Genomic DNA, 22873 nt, shown 5'->3' with positions numbered 1-22873 from the left:
TGCCCCTACTGGTGAGACACCTTCGGGTGCCTGCCCGACCCGACAAGCTGCGGACCTGAATTCTCGTGCTGTTTGACGATCCAGATTTTGAGGAAACGATTGCCAGCGTGCTTGTGCCGGTCGCGGTCCCGGTGGCCTATACCTATAAGGTGCCGCCCGGAAAAACCGTCGTTCCCGGAACGATCGTCAAGGTGCCGCTCGGCCCCCGCGAAGTCATCGGCGCGGTCTGGGACGGGGAACCGGACGCGGCAATCAATCCGAAGAAGCTGAAAAGCATCACCCGTGTCTATGACACCACGCTGCCGCTGGATGAGGACCTGCGCCGGTTTGTCGACTGGGTGGCGAACTGGACACTCGGTGCGCCCGGCATGGTTCTGCGCATGGTGCTGCGATCCGAAGAAGCACTGGAGCCGGAAGCGCCGGTCCCCGGGGTGCGCCGGATCGAAGGCGCCGAGCCCGACCGGCAAACGGCCGCGCGCCGGCGGGTGCTGGGGACCATGGAAGACGGCTTTGCCTGGACCAAAAGCGGTCTTGCTCACGCTGCCGGGGTGTCGCCCTCCGTGATCGACGGGCTGATCCAGCAGAACGTGCTTGAAGTTGTCTCCATGCCCGCCGCGCCACCGCCGCCCCGGCCGCAACTGGATTTTGCGCAGAAGGCGCTGACCCCGGCACAAACGGCCGCGGCCGAAGGCCTGATTGCAAGCTTCGACAAGGGCGCAGGCGTGTCGCTGATCGACGGGGTCACGGGGTCCGGCAAGACGGAGGTTTATTTCGAGGCAATTGCCGAAGCGATCCGCCGCGACCGGCAGGCCCTGGTGCTGCTGCCGGAAATCGCCTTGACGGAACAGTTCCTGCGCAGGTTCGAACAGCGCTTCGGCGTCTATCCGGCCGAATGGCACTCGGAGATCACGCCGAAAAACCGCGCCCGCGTCTGGCGCGGTGTGGCCTCCGGCGACATCCGGGTGGTGATCGGCGCGCGCTCGTCCCTGTTTCTGCCCTTCCGCGAGCTGGGCCTGATCATCGTGGACGAGGAACACGATGCCGCGTTCAAGCAGGATGACCGGGTGCCATACAGCGCAAGGGACATGGCGGTTGTCCGTGGTCACATTTCCGGTTTTCCGGTTGTTCTTGCCTCCGCGACGCCATCGGTTGAAAGCCGGGTGAACGCCGATTCGGGCCGCTATACGCTTTATGATCTTCCCGAGCGGGCGTCCGGGGCGGCGCTGCCGGACCTGAAAGCCATCGACATGCGGCTCGACGGTCCCGAGCGCGGCAAGTGGCTCGCGCCCCAGCTGGTGCACGCGATCAAGGATACCTTCGCCGCCGGAGACCAGTCGCTGCTCTTTCTCAACCGGCGCGGATATGCGCCCCTGACGTTATGCCGCACCTGCGGGCATCGCTTTCAGTGTGCCCATTGCAGCGCCTGGCTGGTCGAGCACCGGTTCCAAAAGAAACTCGTCTGTCATCACTGCGGTCACACCGAACCGGTCCCGCAGAGCTGTCCTTCCTGCGGCCAGACGGACAGTCTTGTCGCCTGCGGTCCCGGCGTCGAGAGGATCGCCGAGGAAGTGTCGGACCTGTTTCCCCAGGCGCGTACCCTGGTCTTGTCCTCCGATCTTGCCGGAGGGCCGGAACGGCTTAAGCGGGAAATGAAGCTGGTGGAGGAAGGCGAAGCCGACATTGTCATCGGAACCCAGCTCGTCGCCAAGGGGCACAATTTCCCGAAGATGAAACTCGTTGGTGTCATCGACGCCGATCTCGGCCTCGCGCATGGCGATCCCCGCGCGGCTGAAAAGACGTTCCAGTTATTGGCGCAGGTCACCGGCCGGGCGGGGCGCATGACAGGCGGCGGCGTTGGGCTTCTGCAGACCTATAATGCGGAGCATCCCGTCATCAAGGCGCTCTATGGCGGTGACAAGGCGGCGTTTTATCAGGCCGAAATCGAATCGCGGCGGGTGTCGGGTCTGCCTCCCTTCGGCCGCCTGGCTGCGATTGTCATCTCGGGACCGGACAAAGCGTTTGCGGAAGGCTATGCCCGTGCGCTCGCGTGTGCCGCACCGCCGGACGAGGCAGTCGGCCTGCTGGGCCCGGCGGAAGCGGCCCTTGCGATGGTGCGCGGCCGCCACCGCTACCGCCTGCTGACAATGGCGCCGCGCCAGTTCGATCTTCAGTCCTATCTGCGCCGCTGGCTTGCGTCGGGGCCGAAGCCGACCAGGGGCCTGCGTGTCCAGGTGGATATAGATCCGCAGCACTTTCTCTGATTGGGCGGTCCCGAACCGTTCAGATCCGCGCTTTGTCACCGTGCTGGGCGGTGGTGGTTCTGTGTCGTTGCAGCTTGTGGATTTGGGCCGCATTCAACCAAAGTTCGATGTCCGTCGTGCCCGGTTCGAACCACTTTTTTCCGCCCTGCAGTAAAAAACACCGAAGATTCGGTAAAAACAGTCTTTTGGCGAAGTTGCACACTGACAAACCCTGTGCTAATTGAGGCGCGGCTTTGGGGGAACGGTTTAACCGTCACACCTTCTGACCTCGAAATCTTTCATTATTTTCAATGCCTTGTGAGCGCTTGCCGCTTAGCGGGCTTGAAAAACGTCAGAGAGCACGGACCTGGTGACTGACAACGTATCTCTCGTATCCGGCGTGGCACAGCGTTATGCGTCCGCCCTTCTCGACCTCGCGGAGGGTGACGGCGTTACGGCTGACGTGGAACGGGATCTGACCGCTTTCGAAGGCATGCTTGCCGAAAGCGAAGATCTCGACCGTCTCGTGAAGAGCCCGGCATTCAGTGCTGAAGAGCAGCTTGCGGCGCTCACGGCACTTCTCGACAAGGCGGGCATTTCCGGCCTTGCCGCAAATTTCGTGAAGCTGGCGGCCCGCAACAGGCGCCTCTTCGTTCTCCCCGACATGATCAAGTCCTTCCGCGCCCTGCTTGCAGAAATGCGCGGTGAAGAGACTGCTGAAGTCACATCTGCAGCAGCTCTGTCCGACGAACATGTCGCTGCCCTGAAAGAAGCCCTGTCGGCTTCCACGGGCAAAACCGTAAATCTCGCAGCGAAGGTTGATCCTGCTCTGATTGGTGGCCTTGTGGTCAAGGTCGGATCCCGCATGATCGACACGTCCCTGCGTACCAAGCTCAATTCACTCAAGTTCGCGATGAAAGAGGTCGGCTGATGGATATTCGGGCCGCGGAAATCTCCGCAATCCTCAAGGACCAGATCAAGAGCTTTGGCCAGGAAGCCGAAGTTTCTGAAGTTGGTCAGGTACTCTCCGTCGGTGACGGTATCGCCCGTGTTTATGGTCTGGACAAGGTTCAGGCTGGTGAAATGGTCGAGTTTCCGGGCGGTATCAAGGGCATGGCCCTGAACCTGGAATCAGACAATGTCGGTGTCGTTCTGTTCGGTTCCGACCGCGACATCAAGGAAGGCGACACCGTCAAGCGGACCGGCGCCATCGTGGAAGTCCCGGTTGGCAAGGGTCTGCTCGGCCGCGTTGTCGACCCGCTCGGCAACCCGATCGACGGCAAGGGCCCGATCGAGGCGACCGAAAAGCGCCGCGTCGACGTCAAGGCCCCGGGCATCCTGCCGCGCAAGTCCGTGCATGAGCCGATGTCCACCGGCCTCAAGGCCATCGACGCCCTGATCCCGGTTGGCCGTGGCCAGCGTGAGCTTGTGATCGGCGACCGCCAGACCGGCAAGACCGCCATCATCCTCGACACCTTCCTGAACCAGAAACCTCTGCATTCAGGCGACGACGAAGATGCCAAGCTCTACTGCATCTACGTTGCCGTGGGTCAGAAGCGTTCCACCGTTGCCCAGTTCGTCAAGGTTCTGGAAGACAACGGCGCTCTGGAATACTCCATCGTCATCGCCGCGACCGCGTCCGACGCGGCGCCTCTGCAGTTCCTGGCACCGTTCGCCGGCTGCGCGATGGGCGAGTACTTCCGCGACAACTCCATGCACGCGGTTATCGGCTACGACGATCTGACCAAACAGGCCGTTGCCTATCGTCAGATGTCCCTGCTTCTGCGCCGCCCGCCGGGACGTGAAGCATTCCCGGGCGACGTTTTCTACCTGCACTCCCGTCTACTGGAACGTGCGGCGAAGCTCAACGAAGAGCACGGCAAGGGCTCTCTGACGGCACTGCCGGTCATTGAAACCCAGGGCAACGACGTGTCCGCGTTTATTCCGACCAACGTGATCTCGATCACCGACGGTCAGATCTTCCTTGAAACGGATCTCTTCTACCAGGGTATCCGTCCGGCGGTGAACGTCGGTCTGTCGGTGTCCCGCGTGGGGTCGTCCGCACAGATCAAGGCGATGAAGCAGGTTGCCGGCCCGATTAAGGGTGAACTTGCTCAGTACCGTGAAATGGCTGCCTTCGCGCAGTTCGGTTCGGACCTTGATGCCACGACCCAGCGTCTGCTGAACCGTGGTGCGCGTCTGACTGAACTCCTGAAGCAGCCGCAGTTCTCTCCGCTGAAAACGCAGGAGCAGGTCGCGGTCATCTATGCCGGCGTGAACGGTTATCTCGACGGCTTCGGTGTCGATCGGGTGAAGGACTTCGAAGAAGGCCTGTTGCTGTTCCTCCGTGGTGAGCATGCGGATCTTCTGGATGCCATCTGGGAAAAGAAGGCCCTTGACGACGAGCTGACCGGCAAGCTGAAGGCTGCCATCGACGCGTTCGCCAAGAACTTCGCTTAAGACGACACGCCGGGATAAGGAGCAGGGGCGGCCATGCCGAGCCTGAAGGACTTACGAAACCGCATCGCTTCCGTTAAGGCGACGCAGAAAATCACCAAGGCCATGCAGATGGTGGCCGCGGCGAAACTGCGTCGTGCACAGGAAGCTGCGGAGGCCGCGCGCCCCTATGCGGAACGCATGGGTGCGGTGCTGGCCAACCTCGCGGAAGCATTTGAGGGTCGCGACGACGCTCCGAAGCTGATGTCCGGCACGGGCAACGATCAGGTGCATCTCCTGCTTGTTGCGACTGCCGAGCGCGGACTGTGCGGTGGCTTCAACACCAACATTGCCAAGCTGGCCCGTGAAAAGGCGCGCAGCCTGATCGCCGACGGCAAGACCGTCAAGATCATCTGTGTCGGCAAGAAAGGCTTCGATGCCCTGAAGCGGGAGCTCGGCCAGCACGTGATCGAGACGGTCGATCTGCGCAGTGTCAAGAATGTGGGCTATGCCAATGCCGATGAGATCGGCAAAAAGGTTCTGGCCATGTTCGCCGACGGCGAGTTCGACGTCTGCACGCTCTTCTACTCGACATTCGTGTCGGTGATCGCGCAGGAGCCGACAGCGCAGCAGCTCATCCCGGCCAGTTTCGAGGCCAAAGAGGATGGTAAGAGCGACGGTGCGCATCCGGTCTACGAATACGAGCCGGACGAGACGGAGATCCTGGAAGATCTTCTGCCGCGCAACATTTCCGTACAGATTTTCCGGGCGCTTCTGGAAAATGCTGCATCCGAGCAGGGTGCGCGCATGTCCGCAATGGACAACGCGACCCGGAACGCCGGGGAGATGATCGACAAGCTGACGATCAACTACAACCGCCAGCGTCAGGCGCAGATCACGACGGAACTGATTGAAATTATCTCGGGCGCCGAGGCGCTCTAGAGCAGGATGCGCCCGAGGGGCGCACACTGCCGGACTACTAACATTTGTCGATCGACTCTTCCGCGCGATGTGAAAGACATGGGAAGCAGGTCGATCAAACGGGATCGAGACGAGGATTAGGGATATGGCTGACAAACAGGTCGGACGGATCACCCAGGTCATCGGCGCCGTTGTCGACGTCAAGTTCGATGACCACCTGCCGTTGATCCTGAACGCTCTGGAAGCTGACAACCAGGGTATACGACTGGTTCTCGAGGTTGCACAGCACCTCGGCGAGAACACGGTTCGCACCATCGCGATGGACTCCACCGAGGGTCTGGTGCGTGGACAGGAAGTTGTCGACACCGGTGCACCGATTGCCGTGCCGGTCGGCGACGGCACGCTGGGCCGCATCATGAACGTGATCGGCGAGCCGGTCGATGAAGCGGGCGAGATCCCGCACACCGACAAGCGCGGCATCCACCAGGAAGCTCCGACGTTCATCGAACAGTCCACGGAAGCTGAAATCCTGGTGACGGGCATCAAGGTCGTGGACCTTCTCGCACCTTACGCAAAGGGCGGTAAGATCGGCCTGTTCGGCGGTGCCGGCGTCGGCAAGACCGTTCTCATCATGGAACTGATCAACAACGTCGCCAAGGCGCACGGCGGTTACTCCGTGTTCGCCGGTGTTGGCGAGCGGACCCGCGAAGGCAACGACCTTTACTGGGAAATGATCGAATCCGGCGTGAACAAGGAAGGCGGCGGAGAAGGCTCCAAGGCGGCCCTGGTTTACGGTCAGATGAACGAGCCTCCCGGAGCGCGCGCACGTGTTGCTCTGACCGGTCTGACGGTCGCCGAGCATTTCCGTGACGCCGGACAGGACGTTCTGTTCTTCGTTGACAACATCTTCCGCTTCACCCAGGCCGGTTCCGAAGTGTCCGCGCTTCTTGGCCGTATCCCGTCTGCTGTGGGATATCAGCCGACGCTTGCGACCGACATGGGCTCGATGCAGGAACGCATCACGACCACCAACAAGGGCTCGATCACGTCCGTTCAGGCCGTTTACGTTCCTGCCGATGACTTGACCGACCCGGCGCCGGCATCGACCTTCGCCCACTTGGACGCGACGACCGTTCTGAACCGCGCGATCGCGGAAAAAGGCATCTACCCGGCCGTGGATCCGCTGGACTCCACGTCCCGTATGCTTGACGCCCGCATCATCGGTGAAGAGCACTACAACACGGCGCGTGCCGTTCAGGGTACGCTGCAGCGCTACAAGGCCCTTCAGGACATCATCGCCATCCTCGGCATGGACGAGCTTTCGGAAGAAGACAAGCTCACCGTTGCACGTGCCCGTAAGATCGAGCGCTTCCTGTCGCAGCCGTTCTTCGTGGCCGAGGTCTTCACCGGTTCTCCGGGCAAGCTGGTTGCCCTCGAAGACACGATCAAGGGCTTCAAGGGCCTTGTCGACGGCGAATACGACCACCTGCCGGAAGCAGCCTTCTACATGGTTGGTTCCATCGAGGAAGCGGTCGAGAAAGCACAGAAACTGGCCGCGGAAGCAGCCTGATTTCAAGATTGATCCGGACGCCTGTCAGGGCGTCCGGTTTTGTTCAAGTAGGATGGCCTCGCCATCCGAGAAGGTGACTGACAAGGAAGACGCCACATGGCTGAACTTTTCCAGTTTGAGTTGGTCTCGCCGGAACGCCAGCTCCTGTCCGAACAGGTCGCGGAAGTCGTTGTTCCCGGTGCAGAAGGCGAGTTTGGTGTTCTGAAGGACCACAGTCCCTTCATGTCCAGCATTGCGCCCGGCATCCTGAAGGTTCGCGGCGATGGCGAAACCTGGGACGAGTATTTTGTGCGCGGCGGTTTCGCCGATGTGTCAGCTGGCGGATTGACCGTTCTTGCCGAACAGGCCGTGCCGGTTGCGGAAATCAGCCGAGAGCAGCTCGACCAGGCGATCAAGAACGCCGAGGAAGACGTTGCAGACGCAAAGGACGATGCGACCCAGCAAAAGGCGGACCGCACGCTTCGCCGGCTGAAAGACGTCGCGGAGGCGTTGAAGCAGGTCTGATACCCGCTGGCCAGCTTGATAGAAATTCAAACGGCTCCTCGGAGCCGTTTTTTTTGATCTGATTTTGAGTCATAAACGTATAATATTGTTTGTTCGAATTTAAAGTACTCTGAAAATAACTTTCAACAATAGAGTGTTTAATGTTTGATCTGTATTTTTATGATTGTATAACTTGTCAGAATTGGCAAAATGTTTTTTGAATTTTTATAGAAACACCTTTTCCATTTTGGAATTTTTACCTGCGATTAATCTGACGAAATGAATATTCCGCTACGTTATTTGGCTGGAGCGGTTCATGAGCGTCAAGATTAGAGTGCTGCTGGGGTTCGGCATTGTCGCCTGTTTCCTGGCTTTTTTCGGTGTTTTTTCCCTGTATCAGTTCAACGCCTCTTCCCGCGCGGTCGCGGACCTCGCGGATATGAGTGAAGACGCACTGCTGGCGTCCGAACTGAATGCGGACATGGCCAAGGCGGTGCGTGCAACGTTGCGATACATCACTACGCGGTCCGCCGAAGACAAGGACGAGGCACAGGACTTCATCAATCAGGTCAAGGCGGGTGGCGAAGTCGCCAGGCAAGAAATCGCCAAGCCTGAGCGTGTCCGCAACAGGGATATCATCATCGCTGAAATCGGGTCGTTTGAAACGGCGCTGTCTGCGGTATCGACCCTTTATGACGAGCGCGATCTTCTGGTCAGAACCAAGCTCGATGCGATCGGACCGCAGGTGCGCAAACTGATCAGTGAGATCAATCGCACTGCGACGGAAGACAATGATCCGGTAACGGCAAACTTCGCGGCGCAGGCGCAGGAAAACCTCCTGCTCGGTCGCCTTTACATGATGAAGTTCCTGGCATCGAACGAGGCCGCTGACTTCGACCGGCTTGAACAGAGTTTTGCGGCCTTCTCGGACAGGTTCAAAGCGCTGGATGAGAGCGTGGAAAACCCGCGGCGCAGAGAAATTCTGGCTGAGATCGAACCGATGATCGGCGCGTATCTCGAGGCGGCGCGGCGCGTCCGGGACGTTATCTGGGAGCGCAATGCGATCAGGGACGATTCGCTCCTTGCCAAGGGCGCGGAGATCAGCCGCCAGGCAACACTCATGAAGGAAAGCGCGGGCGTGGACGCCGGGCTTATCGCTTCCCAAACCCAGTCCTATCTGAACGGTGCCATGTGGCAGATCGGTATCGCCTGCGCGATCACGTTTTTCCTCGCCATCGGTCTTGCGTTCGTGATCGCCAGGGCCATCACGAAACCGCTGTCCATGCTTGTCGACGATGCGCAGCAACTGGCCTCCGGCAACACCGAGGTTGCGTTTGCCGAGGCACGGCGCAAGGACGAGATCGGTGTCGTGGCGAAATCCGTTGCGGGCTTCCGGGATGGTGTTGTCGAGCGGTTGCGGCTTGAAGAGGAACAACAGGAAGAGATGGCGCGCCGTGAGGCTCGAAACATCAGGGTTTCAGAAGCGGTTGTCGAGTTCGAGCAATCGGTCAAACAGATGCTGGACACGATCACCTCTGCCACCGGCAACCTTCAAAACACAGCCTCCACAATGACGGAGACAGCACGCGGCACCAACGGACAGGCGACCATGGTCGCCAGCGCTGCCGAGGAAGCGACGACCAATGTGCAGACGGTCGCCGCGGCTGCTGAGGAACTGTCGGTATCACTCAACGGCGTAACCAGCCAGGTCGGGCATTCCGCTGCTATTGCACAAAAGGCCACCGACGATGCCGAACGCACCAACCGGCAGATTGCCGGGCTGGCCAATGTCGCCGAAGACATCGGCGAGGTGATCTCCCTGATTTCCACAATTGCCGAGCAGACCAATCTGCTTGCGCTCAACGCGACCATCGAGGCGGCACGCGCCGGTGAAGCGGGCAAAGGCTTTGCCGTGGTGGCGGCCGAGGTAAAGGAACTGGCAAGCCAGACCGGCAAGGCAACGGAGGAAATTTCTTCCAAGATCTCCGCAATCCAGTCGGAAACACGCGAGGCTGTCGACGGTATTCAGAACATTGCCACGACGATCGAGGAAATAAACACGGTAGCGAATTCGATCGCGACCGCCGTCGAACAGCAGACAGATGCGACCGCCGAGATATCCCAGAGCGTTGATCAGGCCTCCCAGGGCACAGCCGAAGTCAGTCAGAGCATCGTCCAGGTGTCCGAGGCGGCTGCGGAGACGGACAGGGCGGCAGGAACGGTGGTTGCGGCGGCGGAGACCTTGTCGAAGCAGTCTGAAGAGATGCATATCGTCATCGAGAGATTTCTCTCAACGGTAAAGGCGGCATAGGTCCGGTAATCATGAAGGATCCGGGAAGGGCAGGTCTGTTCCCGGATCAGTTGGCAGCCACGCTGTCCGCCGCACCCGGCTCCAGATACTTGAAGGCGTTTCTGCCGCTGTTCTTCACATCATAAAGCGCGATATCCGCGTTCTTGATAATGGTGCTGACATCGTCGCAGTCGGCATAGACCGGCGAAAGCCCGACGCTGACACCGATCCTGATTGAAAGATCGTTGATATTGAAGGGCACCTGAAGCTTGTGCACGATGCGGCTCGCGATCACTTCCGCGACCTTCCGGTCCGAGCGGTTGAGAATGATGCCGAATTCGTCGCCGCCGAGCCGGGCGACAAGATCTGTCGACCTGACACAGGATTTCAGCCTTTCCCCGACCTGCCTCAGGAGCGAATCACCCGCGTCGTGACCGTAGGTGTCATTGACCGGCTTGAACTTGTCGAGGTCGAGAAGCATGAGAATGCTCTGCGTGTCATCGTCCAGGGCACGCAGGGTTTCATCCAGCGTCGCATTGAACAGTGTCCTGTTGGCCAGTCCGGTCAGCGTATCGTGATGCGCGGCATATTCGATCTTCTGGACCGCAAGTTCGCTGATTGTGACGTCCTCATGCGTGCCGATCCATCCGCCGCCGGGAAGCGGCGCGTGAACCGCGCTGATGAATTTGCCGCTTGGATGCTTGAACTTGGACCGCACCACTTCACCTGAAGAAAGACGGATCAGCAGGTCTCTGACATGCTCGAGCACGTCGCCTTCGAACTCGCCCCGGATCTTTTCCGCTTCGATCAGTTCCAGCAGGGTGACGCCTTCGCGAACGTCGCCCTCCGGTTTGCCGAAGATTTCGATATATTGCTTGTTCCAGAGCTTGAGCCGGCCGTTCGCGTCAAAGACGCTGACACCCTGACGCATGTTGGCAAGGATCGCCTCGAGTTCCTGCGACCTGAGCCGCGCGCCGCGCTCGTTTTCGGCCAGCTGCTCTTCCAGCTTCTTCCGGTCCGTGACGTCGAAGAAGTTGTAGATAAAGCCTCCGGAGGGAAGTGGTGTTCCCCGGATCTCCAGGAACGTCCCGTCGGCTGCGCTGCGAACGTAGCTGTGCGGCTTGTTGCGGTCGTACGATTTGAAGACTTCCAGTGCGAGTTGCTCGGGGTCACCGTCGCCATAGTCACCGCGTTCCGCGTTGTGCTTCAGGTAATCGAGAAGATGCAGCTTCTGATCGACGAAATCCTGCCGATAGCCAAGCAGCCTGGCGAACTCGGTGTTTGCAGAGCCCAGCTGGAAGTGTTCGTCGTAATGGGCGAAGCCGCCTGGAAAATTATCGAAAATGGCCTGTAGCGTGTCGGCCTGTTCCTTGGTTTCCGTGATGTCTGCAAGCGAAACGACGATCCCGTCCAGACCATGCTCGCCCTGACTGTCTATCGGCCGCGCATTCACGCGAAGCCATGTTGCGCGTCCCGTGGCCGACGTGTTGAGGCTTGCGACAAGGTCGGTAACGGCATCGGGATCCTGGATGGCCAGTGCAAGCGGATCGTCATCGCCGATGACGCCGAGTTCTGCGCATTCAAGTGAGTGGTCGAGCTCATCGATCTGCAGGCCGACGAGGCGTCTGCCCTGATATCCCAGCAGCTTTTCCGCCATCGGATTGGCTGTTTCGATCGTCCCGTCATGCGACAGCAGGAGAATGCCTTCACTGACCGCATCAAGCGTTGTCCGTTGTACCGCTTCCGCCTGGCGAATGATGAGTTCACGCTGTTTGCGTTCCGAGATGTCCATGAGGCTGAACACGATCCCGCCATTCGGCAGCGGCATTGACCGGACATCCAGAACGGTTCCGTCTGCGGTGACCCGCTCCATTTGTTCGGGTTTGCCGCTCATGAAGGGATTGAATCTGCCTTCGACGATCTTTTCGTGATTGCCGTCGTCCTGATGCTCCTGCCGAACGGCGTGCATCATCGTCTCTTTCAGGTGCGGGCGCCGTGCGAGTAAATCCTCGGGCAGTTCGAACGTTTTCTGAAAAGTGTCGTTGTAGTTGGCAAGGTGCAACGTCTCGTCAAAGTGAACCATACCGCCCGGAAAATTGTTGAAGACGGCCTGGAGCGTATCCCCCTGGCGTTTCGTTTCCGTGATGTCCGTTAGCGAGAGCACCACACCGTCAAGACCGAACTCGTTGGCATCGTCGATAGGCGCGGCATTGATGCTCAGCCATCTGCCTGCCGGATCGCTCCGTCGCTTGACTTGAACGACCATGCCATCAACCTTCGTGGCGGTGTCGAGCACGTCTCGTGCGAGAACCTCCGGTGCGATGGACAGATTGTCGTTACCGATAAACTGCAGGCCAAGGTCCTGGAAGCGGACGCCTTTGATCTCTTCGACCTCGAAGCCGAGAAGCCCGGCCCCGGCCGCGTTGATGGTCTGTATCCGCCCGGATCTGCTGACCACGACAACGCCTTCCGAGAGCGTCTGCAAGGTGGCCCGTTTCAGCGCTTCAGAATAGAGAACCGTCTGCTCGGTTTCTTTCCTGGCGGTGATGTCCTGAAAGGCGCCGACCAGCCGGATGACTTCACCGTCCTTCAGGATTGGCCGGCCGACGGCCCGCACCCAGATATCGCGGCCCTTGGCCGTGACGAAGGGCACTTCCACGTCCCAGGAGACACCGTTTTCAATTGCGTCCTGCACCGAAGCGGAGACCATCGCACGGCTGTCGGGAGGATAGAAGGACAGGGCGAAGTCGACCGTTGGCTTGAAATCGGCCGGGACTTCATGGATTTCCTTGGTCTTTTCAGTCCAGGTCAGAGTGTTGGTTGCAAGGCAGAGTTCCCATCCTCCAACCCCAGAGACAGACGTCACCTCTTCCAGAAGGTCACTCTCAAGAACCGCACGTTCGTGTTCTCGGGAAGCTTCGCTCAAGGCGGCTTCCTTCTCGCAGCGCAACTGATGGGCCGAGATCAAGCCTTCGACCACCTTGCCGAGCCGGCGCAACTGCTCCAGTTGCTGAGCGGTCGGGTCTTGTGGCTCGCGATCTATGACGCAGAGCGTGCCAAGTCTGTTTTTTCCATCGATCGAGAGCGGATAACCGGCGTAGAAGCGGATATGAGGCGCGCCCGTAACCAGCGGATTGTCTTTAAATCTCGGGTCTTCAAGCGCGTCGGGAATGACAAACAGGTCATCGGACTGGATTGCATGCTGACAGAAAGACACATCACGGGCAGTGCCGTCGACATCGAGCCCGCAGCGGGCCTTGAACCACTGTTCCTCTTCCCCGACAAGGGAGACAAGAGCGATCGGGCAATTGAATATGACGGCAACGGCGTCCACAACCGCGTCGAATTCCGGCAGCCGCTCAGATCCCATGATCTGAAGCTCTTCCAGCGCTTTCAAACGCTCCGTTTCCGTTGTTTCCTTTGCCGTGGTCATGCTGCGTTTCGCTGGTGGGTCAGTCCCAAGCCCGCCGCTTGGATCAGCGCTGAGTGTGCGGCAACAAATGCAACAAAAGATTAAGTTCGAAGGTGTGACGCGGTAAAATTTACGTTAGGTCAGAGCCGTTGAGGCGGCGATCTAAGGTGACCGTCTTCGCATGATCAGGTGCAGAGCAACGGTTCAATCAGGTTTCCTGAGGCAGATCGTCGAAATGCCTGTACCCGTTCCGGCCTTCATTCTTGACCGCGTAAAGGGCGATATCCGCCTTCTTGAGGATCGCATTGGCGCTTTTTTCGGCGCTTGAAATCGCGGTGATGCCGACGCTTGCGCTGACCTTTATCGTGTTGCCGTTGATCTCGTAGGGCTTCATCAGCGCCTCGACGATCCGCCTTGCAATGGCGCAGACCCGTTCATGCCCTTCCGGCGAATTGCGCGTGATGATGGCAAATTCGTCACCGCCGAGCCGGGCGACCGTGTCCTTGGAGCGCACGCAGTCCTTGAGGCGGCTCGCGGCCCGGCGCAGCAGGGTGTCTCCGGCATCGTGGCCATAGGTGTCGTTGACCGGCTTGAAGTCATCCAGGTCGATCATCAGCAGATCGCTCGTTTCACCGAAATGCACCGCCTTTGTAATTGCGTCTTCGAGCTTGAGATTGAACAGCGTCCGGTTGGCCAGACCGGTCAGCGTGTCGTGATGGGCGGCATAGGTGATTTTCTCCGTCGCCATCTCCCGCGAGGTGATGTCCTCGTAGGTTCCGACCCAGCCACCATCGGGCAGGGGCGTGCGCACAATGCCGATGATTGTGCCGTTGACGTGTTTGAATTTGGCTTTGACAACCTCACCGGCGTCCAGCTGGCGGCGCAGCGCCGCATCGAAGGCGACCGGGTCTTCTTTGAATTCGCCCCGTTGTTTTTCCAGCTCCAGAACCTCAACCAGGCTCATGCCCCGCTTGATCTCTCCATCCGACTTGCCGAACAGTTCAAGAAAATGGCGGTTCCAGAGCTTGATCCGTCCCTGGTCGTCGAACACGCTGACACCCTGGCGCATATTCGCGATGATGGCTTCAAGTTCATCAAGCCTGCTTCTTGCGAATTGCTCCTTGTCGACAAGCATGCCCTCCATTTCCTTGCGCGCGGTGATGTCCAGGAAACTGGAGACGTTTCCGCCTCCGGGAAGGGGCGTGCCGCGGACTTCCAGAACCTTGCCTTCGCGGGTCCGGCGTTCATAGGCATGCTGGCCGCCCGCGCCGTATCGCTCAAGGCGATCGGCGGCAATTTCGCCCGGATCACCCGGTCCGTAGTCACCCCGGTCGGCAAGAAAACGGATCACCTGTTTCAGGTTCGGCCGCTGCTCCAGGAACATGCGCGGCATGTTCAAGAGCCGCTCGAACTCTTCGTTCCAGTAGGTCAGCTGCAGCTGGCTGTTGTAGTGAACCAGCCCGCCTGGGAAATTGTCGAAAAACGCCTGCAGTGTGTCTGCCTGCCGCCTGTCGCTCGTGATGTCCGTCAGCGAAAGAACCACGCCGTCATGGCCATTGACCTGTTTGACGCCGAACCGAAGCCACTTTTCCTGGCCGGTCTGCAAGCTTGTCAGGCGGACCTCCCTGTCCTGAATGCTGTCCGGTGCGCTCACTGCCAGGACAAGCGGGTCCACCAGAGATCCGTCGGGCGAAACTACGTCCTGAAGGCCGTGCCGGAGGTCATGAACGCTGGCGTTCGCGAGCGTTGTCTCGGAGCATTCGAGCAACCGCGCAGCAGCAGGATTGAAAGATCGGATCCGCCCGGAGGAATCCAGAAACAGGATACCGTCCCGGGACGCCTCGAACGTTGTCCGGGCCAGAAACTCGGTCTCCTGCAGGTCGCCGGATCCGTTCAGGTGGCGATCGGTTCTGGCGTGCGTCAGCGCTTCGCGCAGTTCGATCTCCGTTTTGCGGGCCTTGACGAGGCCCTCAATGACCCGGGCCGCATTTTTGATATGCTCAATATCAGTCTCGCTGACCGAATGCGGCTTCGTGTCCATCACGCAGATGGTGGCGACGCGGTGCCTGCCGTCCACCTTCACGGGGCATCCGAGATAAAAGCGTGCCCCGAAATCTCCGGTCACGAGAGGAATGTCCTTGAACCGTTCATCCAGAGTTGCGTCCGGAACGACCACGACGTCGTCGGACAAGATGGTCTGGCCGCAAAAGGAGTTCTCGCGCGGCACCTCGGTCGCGCCGAGACCGAATGCCGCCTTGAACCAGATGTCGTCTTCATGGACGATGGAGACCACGGACATGGGACAGGCAAGCAGATGCGCCACATTCGAGACCACAGCATCGAATTCCGGCTGTCGTTCCGAGCGAAAAATCGCAAGCCGGCGCAGGGCGTCAAGTCTTTCTTCTTCAATTTGAGCCTGTGCGAGCTCCATATTCGGCAAGGACTCCAAATTTAAAGTTGTATTGGCCTCTGCCCGGGAAATATTATCGTTTTAATTTCAACATATACGCAATAAACTCAAAATTGAAATCTCGCTGTGTAAAAAAGACAAATAGTTGCATGGCTTCGTAAAGAAACTGTCAGGACATAATTAGTTTTGACAAGGGTCTTTGCTTGCGGCTTGTTGCCCCGGTTTTGCGTGCATTCGCGTCAGAAGCCAATTTTTCAACGGTCATGGCGGCGAACTGTACGGCGGTTTGATCGACTTGCCGGTCATGCATGCACTGCCTCCCTGAAGCAGGCAACAAAAAACCCGGCGTGAAGCCGGGTTCTGAAAGCGTGTGACGCGCAGCCTGGGCTGCGTTCGCGGCGAGCCCTTCGGATCAGGCCGCGCGACGGAAAGACAGGCTCATGCCTCCACCCGAAGACCGGTTACGGCGACGCTCTTCCGGCGGAATATAAACGATTGCGCTATGCTCGGTGCAATAGGACACGCCGGCTTCGACGCGGTTGTTGCACGGGAACGTGTAGTTGCCTGCATCACCTTCGGCCCATTTGCAGCAGCCAGGACGCGGAAGAGACAAGTCAGCCATTTTTTGTTTTCCTTTTCGTTCAAGCGACAAAAGCGCTCGAGCATCCTCGGGAGGAGAGGATCCGAACAGCTTTCGATAGATCTCGGATATTGCCAGCGCCCGGGACGTTCAAACCCATCCAACCCGTGAAAGGTTCCCTTCAGCGAGCGCAGGGTTTACATAAGCGGCATGTCACAAAAATGCAATAGTGCAACAGGCATTTCCGGCCTGCATTCAGCGCATAGCAGATTAACGTTAAGTTAGTGGTTTTCAGCGTTCGCCGGCATCCTGCTGCTCTGCGAATGATCCACCCGCGTTTTCCAGGGCTTCAGGTGTATCCAGATCCAGTCTTGCGGATGTACCGATTTCCACCTCGGCAACAAAGCCGGGGTTTTCCGCGATGATGTGTCTCGCACCGATATCACCCCGCAAATTTGCCAGTTCATGGAAAAAGCGCTTGTCCCAGAGAACGGGGTTCCCCCGCTTGCCGTCTGCGGTCGCCGCGACAATGAGACCGTTGGGATTGCCGCGATAGGTCTCGATCATGTCGCGAAGGTTCGCTGTGGTGATCATCGGCATGTCGCCGAGGAGAATGATCACCGCATCCGTGTCGGGAGCGAGTGCTTTCATCCCCGTCTTGATGGAACTCGCCATGCCGTCTTCGAAGTCGGGATTGAAAACGGGCACGATATCGAGATCGGCAACCTCGGCGCTCACCTTGTCGGCAAGGTGGCCTGTGACCAGCAACGTCTGCGCAGGGGTCACGCCTGCCGCAGCCTCACCGGCATGTCTGACGAGTGACTTGCCCTTCAGCCTCGCAAGCAGCTTGTTCGGTCCACCCATGCGTGTGGATTTTCCGGCACCCAGAATGATGACGGCCACTTTGGCGGAAGGTGCCTGCCGCTTCGTTTCGCGCGGTTGCGGTCTGGTCCCGATTTCCATCAGCAGGCCTCCGACGCCCATGGCGGTAATGTCGTCCGGGCCGGTGTCAACGCCTGCCAGCAACCGGTCGAGCACCCAGTCGAAGCCGTTCTCCTTCGGACTGCGCGCACATCCCGGTGCGCCCAGAACGGGTGCTCCCTTGAATTCCGCGAGCATGAGCAGATTGCCCGGATCGACGGGCATGCCCAGATGGGCAACAGTGCCGCCTGCAAGATCGACCGCTGCGGGAAGCACATCAAGTCTGTCGACCACTGCTGACGCGCCGAACAGAACAAGGAAATCCGCCCCCTCCGCCAATTGCGATGCCATCGCTGTCGCCACGGACCGCTCATCGTGCGGCACGCGTGCTTCGGCAACAATCTTGCTTCCGCTTGGGCGCAGCCGGTCTTCCAGAACCCGCCGTGTCTTGTCCATCGTCTTTGTCTTGAGATGCGGCAGGCAGGTCGCGACAAGTCCGACTTTCCGGGGCCTGAACGGGACAATCCGGACGGCACCGCGAACCGCCGCCTCGGCGCGTGTCAGGTCTTTTTCCGGAACGGCGAAGGAGATGATCTTTGATGTTGCGATCATGCGGTCCGCCGTCACTTTCGAGTGGTTCGGCAGTGTCGCGAAGGTGATGGCCGGGTCTATCCGGTTTGCCGCGATCACCGCGTCCGTGTCGACGACCAGAATGCCTGCGCTGTCTGCGTAAAGGTTCATGCGGCCGGTAAAGGCTGTGTCTTCGCTGACCGCCACGCCCCTGGCCGCCAGCCCAAGACGCCGGGCGGCCTCGTCTTCTTCGATATCGCCGGCCTCAAGACGTGCCGCGACAACCGTCTCCAGACCGTGCTGCAGAAGCGCGCGGCAATCCTCGGCTGTCAGCACATGACCTTTCTTCAGGACCCGGTCCGGGAGGTTCGTCTTGTGTGCAAGGATGCAGCCGGCAGCGTCTTCCAGCGGCACGGGACCGAACTTCATGTGCCGTGCTCCGGCGGCTTGCGCAGCGCCCGGATGATCGAGCCAAGCACTGCAACCGCGATTTCTTCAGGTGATGCTGCCCCGATATCAAGCCCGATCGGCGCATCGATCCGGTTTGACAGGTCCGGATCGATGCCGGCTTCGGTAAACCGCTCCAGCCGCTTTCCGTGGGTTTTCCGGCTGCCGAGTGCGCCGACATAAAAGCAATCCGAGCGGAGCGCTTCCATCAACGGAAAGTCGTCGATCTTGGGATCGTGTGTTACGGCGGCGACAGCCGTAAAGGCGTCCAAAGGCGTTTCTTGCAGAACATCTTGCGGCCATTCAGCCTTGAGCGTGCTGCCCGGAAACCGGTCTTCCGTTGCAAAGGCCGTGCGCGGGTCTATGACCGTCACATCCAATCCCGCGATTTCAGCCATCGGCACCAATGCCTGGCTGATGTGGACAGCCCCGATGAGGACAAGCCTGGGTGCAGGGACCGAGACCGTCAGGAAAACATCGCCGGTTTCGCTCTCCACGGTTCCGGACCTGCCGGATCGAAAGCGCTTGTCGAACTCCGAAGCCAGCGGTTCGGACGCATAGTCATCGGTCTTCCGGATCAGAGACTGCGATCCGTCCTCAAGGTGTGTAACCAGAATGGCCGCACGGCGCGCGGCACGTTCCGAGTTGAGCGCTTCGAGCAATCCGCGGTCCATTTTTATGCCCGGTCCGTTGCCAGTCTGACGCCGAGGCCGACCAGCAGCGATCCGCCGATCCAGCGCGTGAAATCCTGGAACCTGGACGTCCGGCCCAGGCGCTTCTTGACTTCGGAGGCAAACAGCACCGTCGCAACATCCGCGGACGCAAATGCGAAGTTGACGATCGTCCCGAGAACAAGGAACTGCACCCAGATCGGCAGGCTGGCCTCCGGGCTGACGAATTGCGGCAGGAAGGCAATGAAGAATATGGCGGCCTTCGGGTTGAGCACTTCAACGAGAATGCTGTCGAGAAAGGCTCTGCGCGCGGATTTCTGCGGCAGCTCGGGAACCGGGCCGCTCGACACACGGGTGCGGATCATCTGAATGCCGAGAAAGATCAGATAGACACCACCCGCTACCTTGAGCGCGAAATAGAGCGTCGGCACCACGGTGAAGATCGCCGACAGGCCGAACGCCGCGGCAAAGACATGTGCGTAGCACCCGATGTGAATTCCGGCAGCCGCCAAAAAGCCGGCGCGCCGGCCGCGTGAAATGGTTTGTGCAGCGGTATAAAGCACGGCCGGGCCGGGCATATAGGCAAACAGCGCCGTGGCGGCGAGAAAGGCGAGGAATGTTTCGGTTGTCGGCAAAGCAGTATCTCAATCAGTTGACGGGTTCGACATAAACGCGGATGCGGCCGCCGCAGGACAACCCGACACGCCACGCGGTTTCGTCGGCAACGCCGAATTCCAGTGTGGTCGGCTTTCCCGTTTCGATGACGTCGACGGCTTCGGCAACAACGGCGCCTTCAACGCAGCCGCCGGACACCGACCCTTCGAAATTTCCGTCCGAATCGATCACCAGATGGGAGCCGGTCGGCCGTGGTGCCGATCCCCAGGTTTCGATCACGGTAGCCAGAGCGACGTGCCGGCCGGCCCGGGTCCAGTCCTCGGCCGTTTGAAGCACGTCCGCAATTTGCAGGTTGTCACTGGTCATGAGGTTTCCGCTCTTGGAGATTGCCCGCTTAGGTCTCCTGAATATAGACGTTTCCAGAGCGGATGAAAGCCGTCCTAAAGCACAAGCGGCGCCCGGATGACGGGCGCCGTCTGAACATGGTGAGGAACAGGAAGCCTATTCGGCCGCCGACCTGAGCGCCGGAGCGGCGCTTAGCACGGTTCCGTCGACATGGCTCTCGAAGGTTTCGAAGTTGTCGACGAACATCTGAACGAGCTTGGAGGCCTGAACGTCATATGCCGCCTTGTCGTCCCAGGTTTCGCGGGGTGTCAGGATCGTCGTATCGACGCCGGTTACTTGGACCGGAACATCGAAGCCGAAATTCGGATCCGTGCGGAACTCGGCGTTTTTCAGTTCACCCGAGAGTGCGGCCTGCAGCAGGGTCCGCGTTGCCTTGATCGGCATGCGGTGGCCGGTGCCGTAGGCGCCGCCGGTCCATCCTGTGTTGACCAGCCAGCAATCCACATTGTGATCGGCGATCAGCTTCTTCAGGAGATTGCCGTATTCGGACGGATGGCGCGGCAGGAAGGGGGCGCCGAAGCAGGTCGAGAAGGTCGCCTGGGGCTCGGTCACGCCTTTTTCAGTTCCGGCGACCTTGGCGGTGTAGCCGGACAGGAAGTGGTACATCGCCTGCGCGGGCGTCAGGCGGGCCAACGGCGGCATGACACCGAACGCGTCCGCAGTCAGCATGATGATGGTGTGCGGCACGGGTGCACAGCCGGTCTCGCTCGCATTGGAGATGAAGTGGATCGGATAGGCCGCGCGGGTGTTTTCCGTCTTGGAACCGTCGTCGAAATCCGGAACGCGGTTTTCGTCCAGAACGACATTTTCCAGAACGGTGCCGAAGCGTTGCGTGGTGGAATAGATTTCCGGTTCTGCCTCGGCGGACAACTTGATGGTCTTGGCGTAGCAGCCGCCCTCGAAATTGAAGACACCGTTTTCGCTCCAGCCATGCTCGTCATCGCCGATCAGCGTGCGTGCCGGATCTGCCGAAAGCGTGGTCTTGCCGGTGCCGGACAGGCCGAAGAACACCGCCGTGTCGCCCCTGTCGCCGACATTGGCCGAGCAGTGCATCGACATGATGCCTTTGGCCGGCAGAAGGTGGTTCAGCATCGTGAAGACGGATTTCTTCATTTCGCCTGCATAGGAGGTGCCGCCGATAAGAACGATCTTGCGCGTCAGATCGCAGGCAATGACCGTCTCGGACCTGCAACCGTGACGCTCCGGGTCCGCCTTGAAGCTCGGCAGGTCGACAATTGTCATCTCGGGAACGAAGCCTGCGAGTTCCGCTGTCTCGGGCCGCAGCAGCAGATTTCGAATGAACAGCGAATGCCACGCAAATTCGGTATAAACGCGAACGGGCAGGCGATGCGCCTTGTCCGCACCGCCGAACAGGTCCTGCGCATAAAGATCAAGACCCTGCGCATGGGCGAGAAAATCCGACATCAGCGTGTCGAACTGGGCTTTAGACATCTGCGCATTGTTGTCCCACCAGACCGTGTCTTTGGTCTGGTCGTCCAGGACCACGAATTTGTCCCTGGGAGACCGTCCGGTGTGGACACCCGTTTCGGCGACGAGTGCGCCACCGGCGGCAAGGCTTGTTTCGCCGCGCTTGAGGGAATGCTCGTAAAGGGCAGGCTCGCTCTGGTTCCAATAGACTGCGTTCAGATTGCTGAATCCGAACGTTTCGCTGCCATTGGAAGGATTCCTGACGCCTGTTTCCTGCATTTTACCGCCGTCCTCGTAAGGTCATTCAGTTGGCCGGCGACAGTCGAAACCACTGATCCGGCAATGAGGGCTGCGAAACTAGTGGAAGGATATTTGAGCAGCAAGACTACTAAAGGTGCTATGTCTTTGTTTAATCGATTAAAATACTGTACAAAAAAAACGATGATTAATTTGATGGGCGAAGTAATAAACGAAACCTTCGGAATATTCGTTTTCTTCGGGAAACCGAAAATTTTCGCACCAGAATCGCGCCTATCTGTTAACCTTGCGCGCGTCTGAGTGCAGTTATTCGCATTGGCGCACAGTTCAGGCACACGGAGCGTGTAATTCTTTGAGATCGCGGGAGTGAGCAACCTGATCGGCAAGTCTTCGCTCCCCCGGAAAAACCTGTTTGCCTTAATTTATGCGCATTTAGCAGGCCAAAGGCTGTATGTTACAGTAAAGGCGAAGCGCCTTTCGTGCTGACCGAATTGGAAAATTGAAGCATGCCGACGATTGCTCTGGTCGATGACGACCGTAACATTTTGACTTCGGTGTCGATTGCTCTGGAAACAGAAGGATATCGGGTCCAGACCTATACGGACGGGACTTCAGCCCTGGACGGGTTGCAGAGCGATCCGCCGCAGTTGGCAATATTCGATATCAAGATGCCGCGCATGGACGGAATGGAACTGCTGCGCCGCCTGCGCCAGAACTCTGACCTTCCTGTTATTTTTCTGACCTCCAAGGATGACGAGATCGACGAACTTTTCGGTCTGAAGATGGGCGCGGACGACTTCATCCGGAAGCCGTTTTCGCAACGCCTCCTTGTTGAACGTGTCCGCGCGGTCCTGCGCCGTGCACAGCCAAAAGATGCCAGCGCGCCAAGGGAAGATGCGGACAAGTTGCTCGAGCGCGGGCAATTGGTCATGGACCAGGAACGTCATACCTGCACCTGGAACAACAAGCCTGTGACGCTGACAGTCACCGAATTTCTGATCCTGTCCGCGCTTGCGCAGCGTCCCGGTGTCGTCAAGAGCCGGAATGCACTGATGGATGCGGCCTATGACGACCAGGTTTATGTTGACGACAGAACCATCGACAGTCACATCAAGCGCCTGCGGAAAAAATTCAAGGTGGTTGACGACGACTTCGACATGATCGAAACACTCTATGGCGTAGGGTATCGTTTCCGGGAAGTCTGAAACAGCCATTG

The 22873-nt window shown here is 59.2% G+C and carries 16 protein-coding genes; 8 read left to right on the top strand and 8 right to left on the bottom strand.

The window, feature by feature from the left end; genetic code table 11:
- Window positions 1–65: 65 nt before the first annotated feature.
- From RBB49_RS09430 to RBB49_RS09400, 7 genes are all read left to right on the top strand, one after another.
- Window positions 66–2261: a primosomal protein N' gene (locus RBB49_RS09430; RefSeq protein WP_306142495.1), complete on the top strand. Its 2196-nt coding sequence runs from the start codon at window positions 66–68 to the stop codon at window positions 2259–2261.
- Window positions 2262–2610: 349 nt separating this feature from the next.
- Window positions 2611–3171 (top strand): F0F1 ATP synthase subunit delta, encoded by a 561-nt coding sequence (locus RBB49_RS09425; RefSeq protein ID WP_306142494.1) that lies wholly within the window; start codon window positions 2611–2613, stop codon window positions 3169–3171.
- Window positions 3171–4700: a F0F1 ATP synthase subunit alpha gene (gene atpA, locus RBB49_RS09420; protein WP_306142493.1), complete on the top strand. Its 1530-nt coding sequence runs from the start codon at window positions 3171–3173 to the stop codon at window positions 4698–4700. Before RBB49_RS09425 ends, atpA begins: the two co-directional genes overlap by 1 nt.
- A 33-nt stretch (window positions 4701–4733) precedes the next feature.
- Window positions 4734–5618 carry a F0F1 ATP synthase subunit gamma gene (locus tag RBB49_RS09415; protein ID WP_306142492.1) on the top strand — a complete coding sequence of 295 codons (885 nt, stop codon included), beginning with the start codon at window positions 4734–4736 and terminating at the stop codon, window positions 5616–5618.
- A 115-nt stretch (window positions 5619–5733) separates the two neighbouring features.
- Complete coding sequence (atpD, locus tag RBB49_RS09410; protein WP_306142771.1) at window positions 5734–7167, top strand: F0F1 ATP synthase subunit beta; 1434 nt, start codon at window positions 5734–5736, stop codon at window positions 7165–7167.
- 96 nt (window positions 7168–7263) lie between these two features.
- Window positions 7264–7671 (top strand): F0F1 ATP synthase subunit epsilon, encoded by a 408-nt coding sequence (locus RBB49_RS09405; protein ID WP_306142491.1) that lies wholly within the window; start codon window positions 7264–7266, stop codon window positions 7669–7671.
- 295 nt (window positions 7672–7966) lie between these two features.
- The gene (locus tag RBB49_RS09400; RefSeq protein ID WP_306142490.1) at window positions 7967–9961 is read left to right on the top strand and encodes a methyl-accepting chemotaxis protein; all 1995 of its coding nucleotides are present in this window, start codon (window positions 7967–7969) and stop codon (window positions 9959–9961) included.
- Between the two features lie 46 nt (window positions 9962–10007).
- Here the strand turns inward: RBB49_RS09400 and RBB49_RS09395 are convergent, their stop codons facing one another.
- The 8 genes from RBB49_RS09395 to RBB49_RS09360 form a co-directional block, all read right to left on the bottom strand.
- Entirely contained in the window at window positions 10008–13373 is a 3366-nt protein-coding gene (locus RBB49_RS09395; RefSeq protein ID WP_306142489.1) for a PAS-domain containing protein, read from the bottom strand.
- Window positions 13374–13560: 187 nt separating this feature from the next.
- On the bottom strand, window positions 13561–15783 hold the full coding sequence (locus RBB49_RS09390; RefSeq protein WP_306142488.1) for a PAS-domain containing protein: 2223 nt from the start codon (window positions 15781–15783) through the stop codon (window positions 13561–13563).
- A gap of 391 nt (window positions 15784–16174) precedes the next feature.
- Window positions 16175–16384, bottom strand: coding sequence for a hypothetical protein (locus RBB49_RS09385; protein WP_306142487.1), 210 nt, complete (start codon window positions 16382–16384; stop codon window positions 16175–16177).
- A gap of 249 nt (window positions 16385–16633) precedes the next feature.
- Window positions 16634–18262, bottom strand: coding sequence for a molybdopterin-binding/glycosyltransferase family 2 protein (locus RBB49_RS09380; RefSeq protein ID WP_306142486.1), 1629 nt, complete (start codon window positions 18260–18262; stop codon window positions 16634–16636).
- The gene (locus tag RBB49_RS09375) at window positions 18259–18954 is read right to left on the bottom strand and encodes an XdhC family protein (RefSeq protein ID WP_306142485.1); all 696 of its coding nucleotides are present in this window, start codon (window positions 18952–18954) and stop codon (window positions 18259–18261) included. The genes RBB49_RS09380 and RBB49_RS09375 overlap by 4 nt, the downstream gene beginning before the upstream one ends.
- 2 nt (window positions 18955–18956) lie before the next feature.
- A complete protein-coding gene (locus tag RBB49_RS09370; protein ID WP_306142484.1) occupies window positions 18957–19586 on the bottom strand; it encodes a LysE family translocator in 630 nt (209 codons plus the stop codon).
- 13 nt (window positions 19587–19599) lie between these two features.
- Window positions 19600–19932: an XdhC family protein gene (locus RBB49_RS09365; RefSeq protein WP_306142483.1), complete on the bottom strand. Its 333-nt coding sequence runs from the start codon at window positions 19930–19932 to the stop codon at window positions 19600–19602.
- A 135-nt stretch (window positions 19933–20067) separates the two neighbouring features.
- On the bottom strand, window positions 20068–21678 hold the full coding sequence (locus tag RBB49_RS09360; RefSeq protein ID WP_306142482.1) for a phosphoenolpyruvate carboxykinase: 1611 nt from the start codon (window positions 21676–21678) through the stop codon (window positions 20068–20070).
- A 485-nt stretch (window positions 21679–22163) separates the two neighbouring features.
- Here RBB49_RS09360 and RBB49_RS09355 point away from each other — a divergent pair, with 485 nt between their 5' ends.
- Window positions 22164–22862, top strand: coding sequence for a response regulator transcription factor (locus tag RBB49_RS09355; RefSeq protein ID WP_029064229.1), 699 nt, complete (start codon window positions 22164–22166; stop codon window positions 22860–22862).
- Window positions 22863–22873 lie beyond the last annotated feature (11 nt).

Origin of the sequence: Roseibium sp. MMSF_3412, from assembly GCF_030733265.1 — a bacterium.
Classification (GTDB): Bacteria; Pseudomonadota; Alphaproteobacteria; order Rhizobiales; family Stappiaceae; genus Roseibium.
The sequence above is the reverse complement of the archived record's forward strand: the minus strand, read 5'-3'. Positions and strand labels throughout refer to the sequence as shown.

Coding starts and splice junctions, on each gene's coding strand:
- RBB49_RS09380 (WP_306142486.1), bottom strand. CDS start 18,262: ATGAAGTTCGGTCCCGTGCCGCTGGAAGACGCTGCCGGCTGCATCCTT.
- RBB49_RS09400 (WP_306142490.1), top strand. CDS start 7,967: ATGAGCGTCAAGATTAGAGTGCTGCTGGGGTTCGGCATTGTCGCCTGT.
- RBB49_RS09385 (WP_306142487.1), bottom strand. CDS start 16,384: ATGGCTGACTTGTCTCTTCCGCGTCCTGGCTGCTGCAAATGGGCCGAA.
- RBB49_RS09405 (WP_306142491.1), top strand. CDS start 7,264: ATGGCTGAACTTTTCCAGTTTGAGTTGGTCTCGCCGGAACGCCAGCTC.
- atpA (WP_306142493.1), top strand. CDS start 3,171: ATGGATATTCGGGCCGCGGAAATCTCCGCAATCCTCAAGGACCAGATC.
- RBB49_RS09375 (WP_306142485.1), bottom strand. CDS start 18,954: ATGGACCGCGGATTGCTCGAAGCGCTCAACTCGGAACGTGCCGCGCGC.
- RBB49_RS09390 (WP_306142488.1), bottom strand. CDS start 15,783: ATGGAGCTCGCACAGGCTCAAATTGAAGAAGAAAGACTTGACGCCCTG.
- RBB49_RS09365 (WP_306142483.1), bottom strand. CDS start 19,932: ATGACCAGTGACAACCTGCAAATTGCGGACGTGCTTCAAACGGCCGAG.
- RBB49_RS09360 (WP_306142482.1), bottom strand. CDS start 21,678: ATGCAGGAAACAGGCGTCAGGAATCCTTCCAATGGCAGCGAAACGTTC.
- RBB49_RS09395 (WP_306142489.1), bottom strand. CDS start 13,373: ATGACCACGGCAAAGGAAACAACGGAAACGGAGCGTTTGAAAGCGCTG.
- RBB49_RS09415 (WP_306142492.1), top strand. CDS start 4,734: ATGCCGAGCCTGAAGGACTTACGAAACCGCATCGCTTCCGTTAAGGCG.
- RBB49_RS09355 (WP_029064229.1), top strand. CDS start 22,164: ATGCCGACGATTGCTCTGGTCGATGACGACCGTAACATTTTGACTTCG.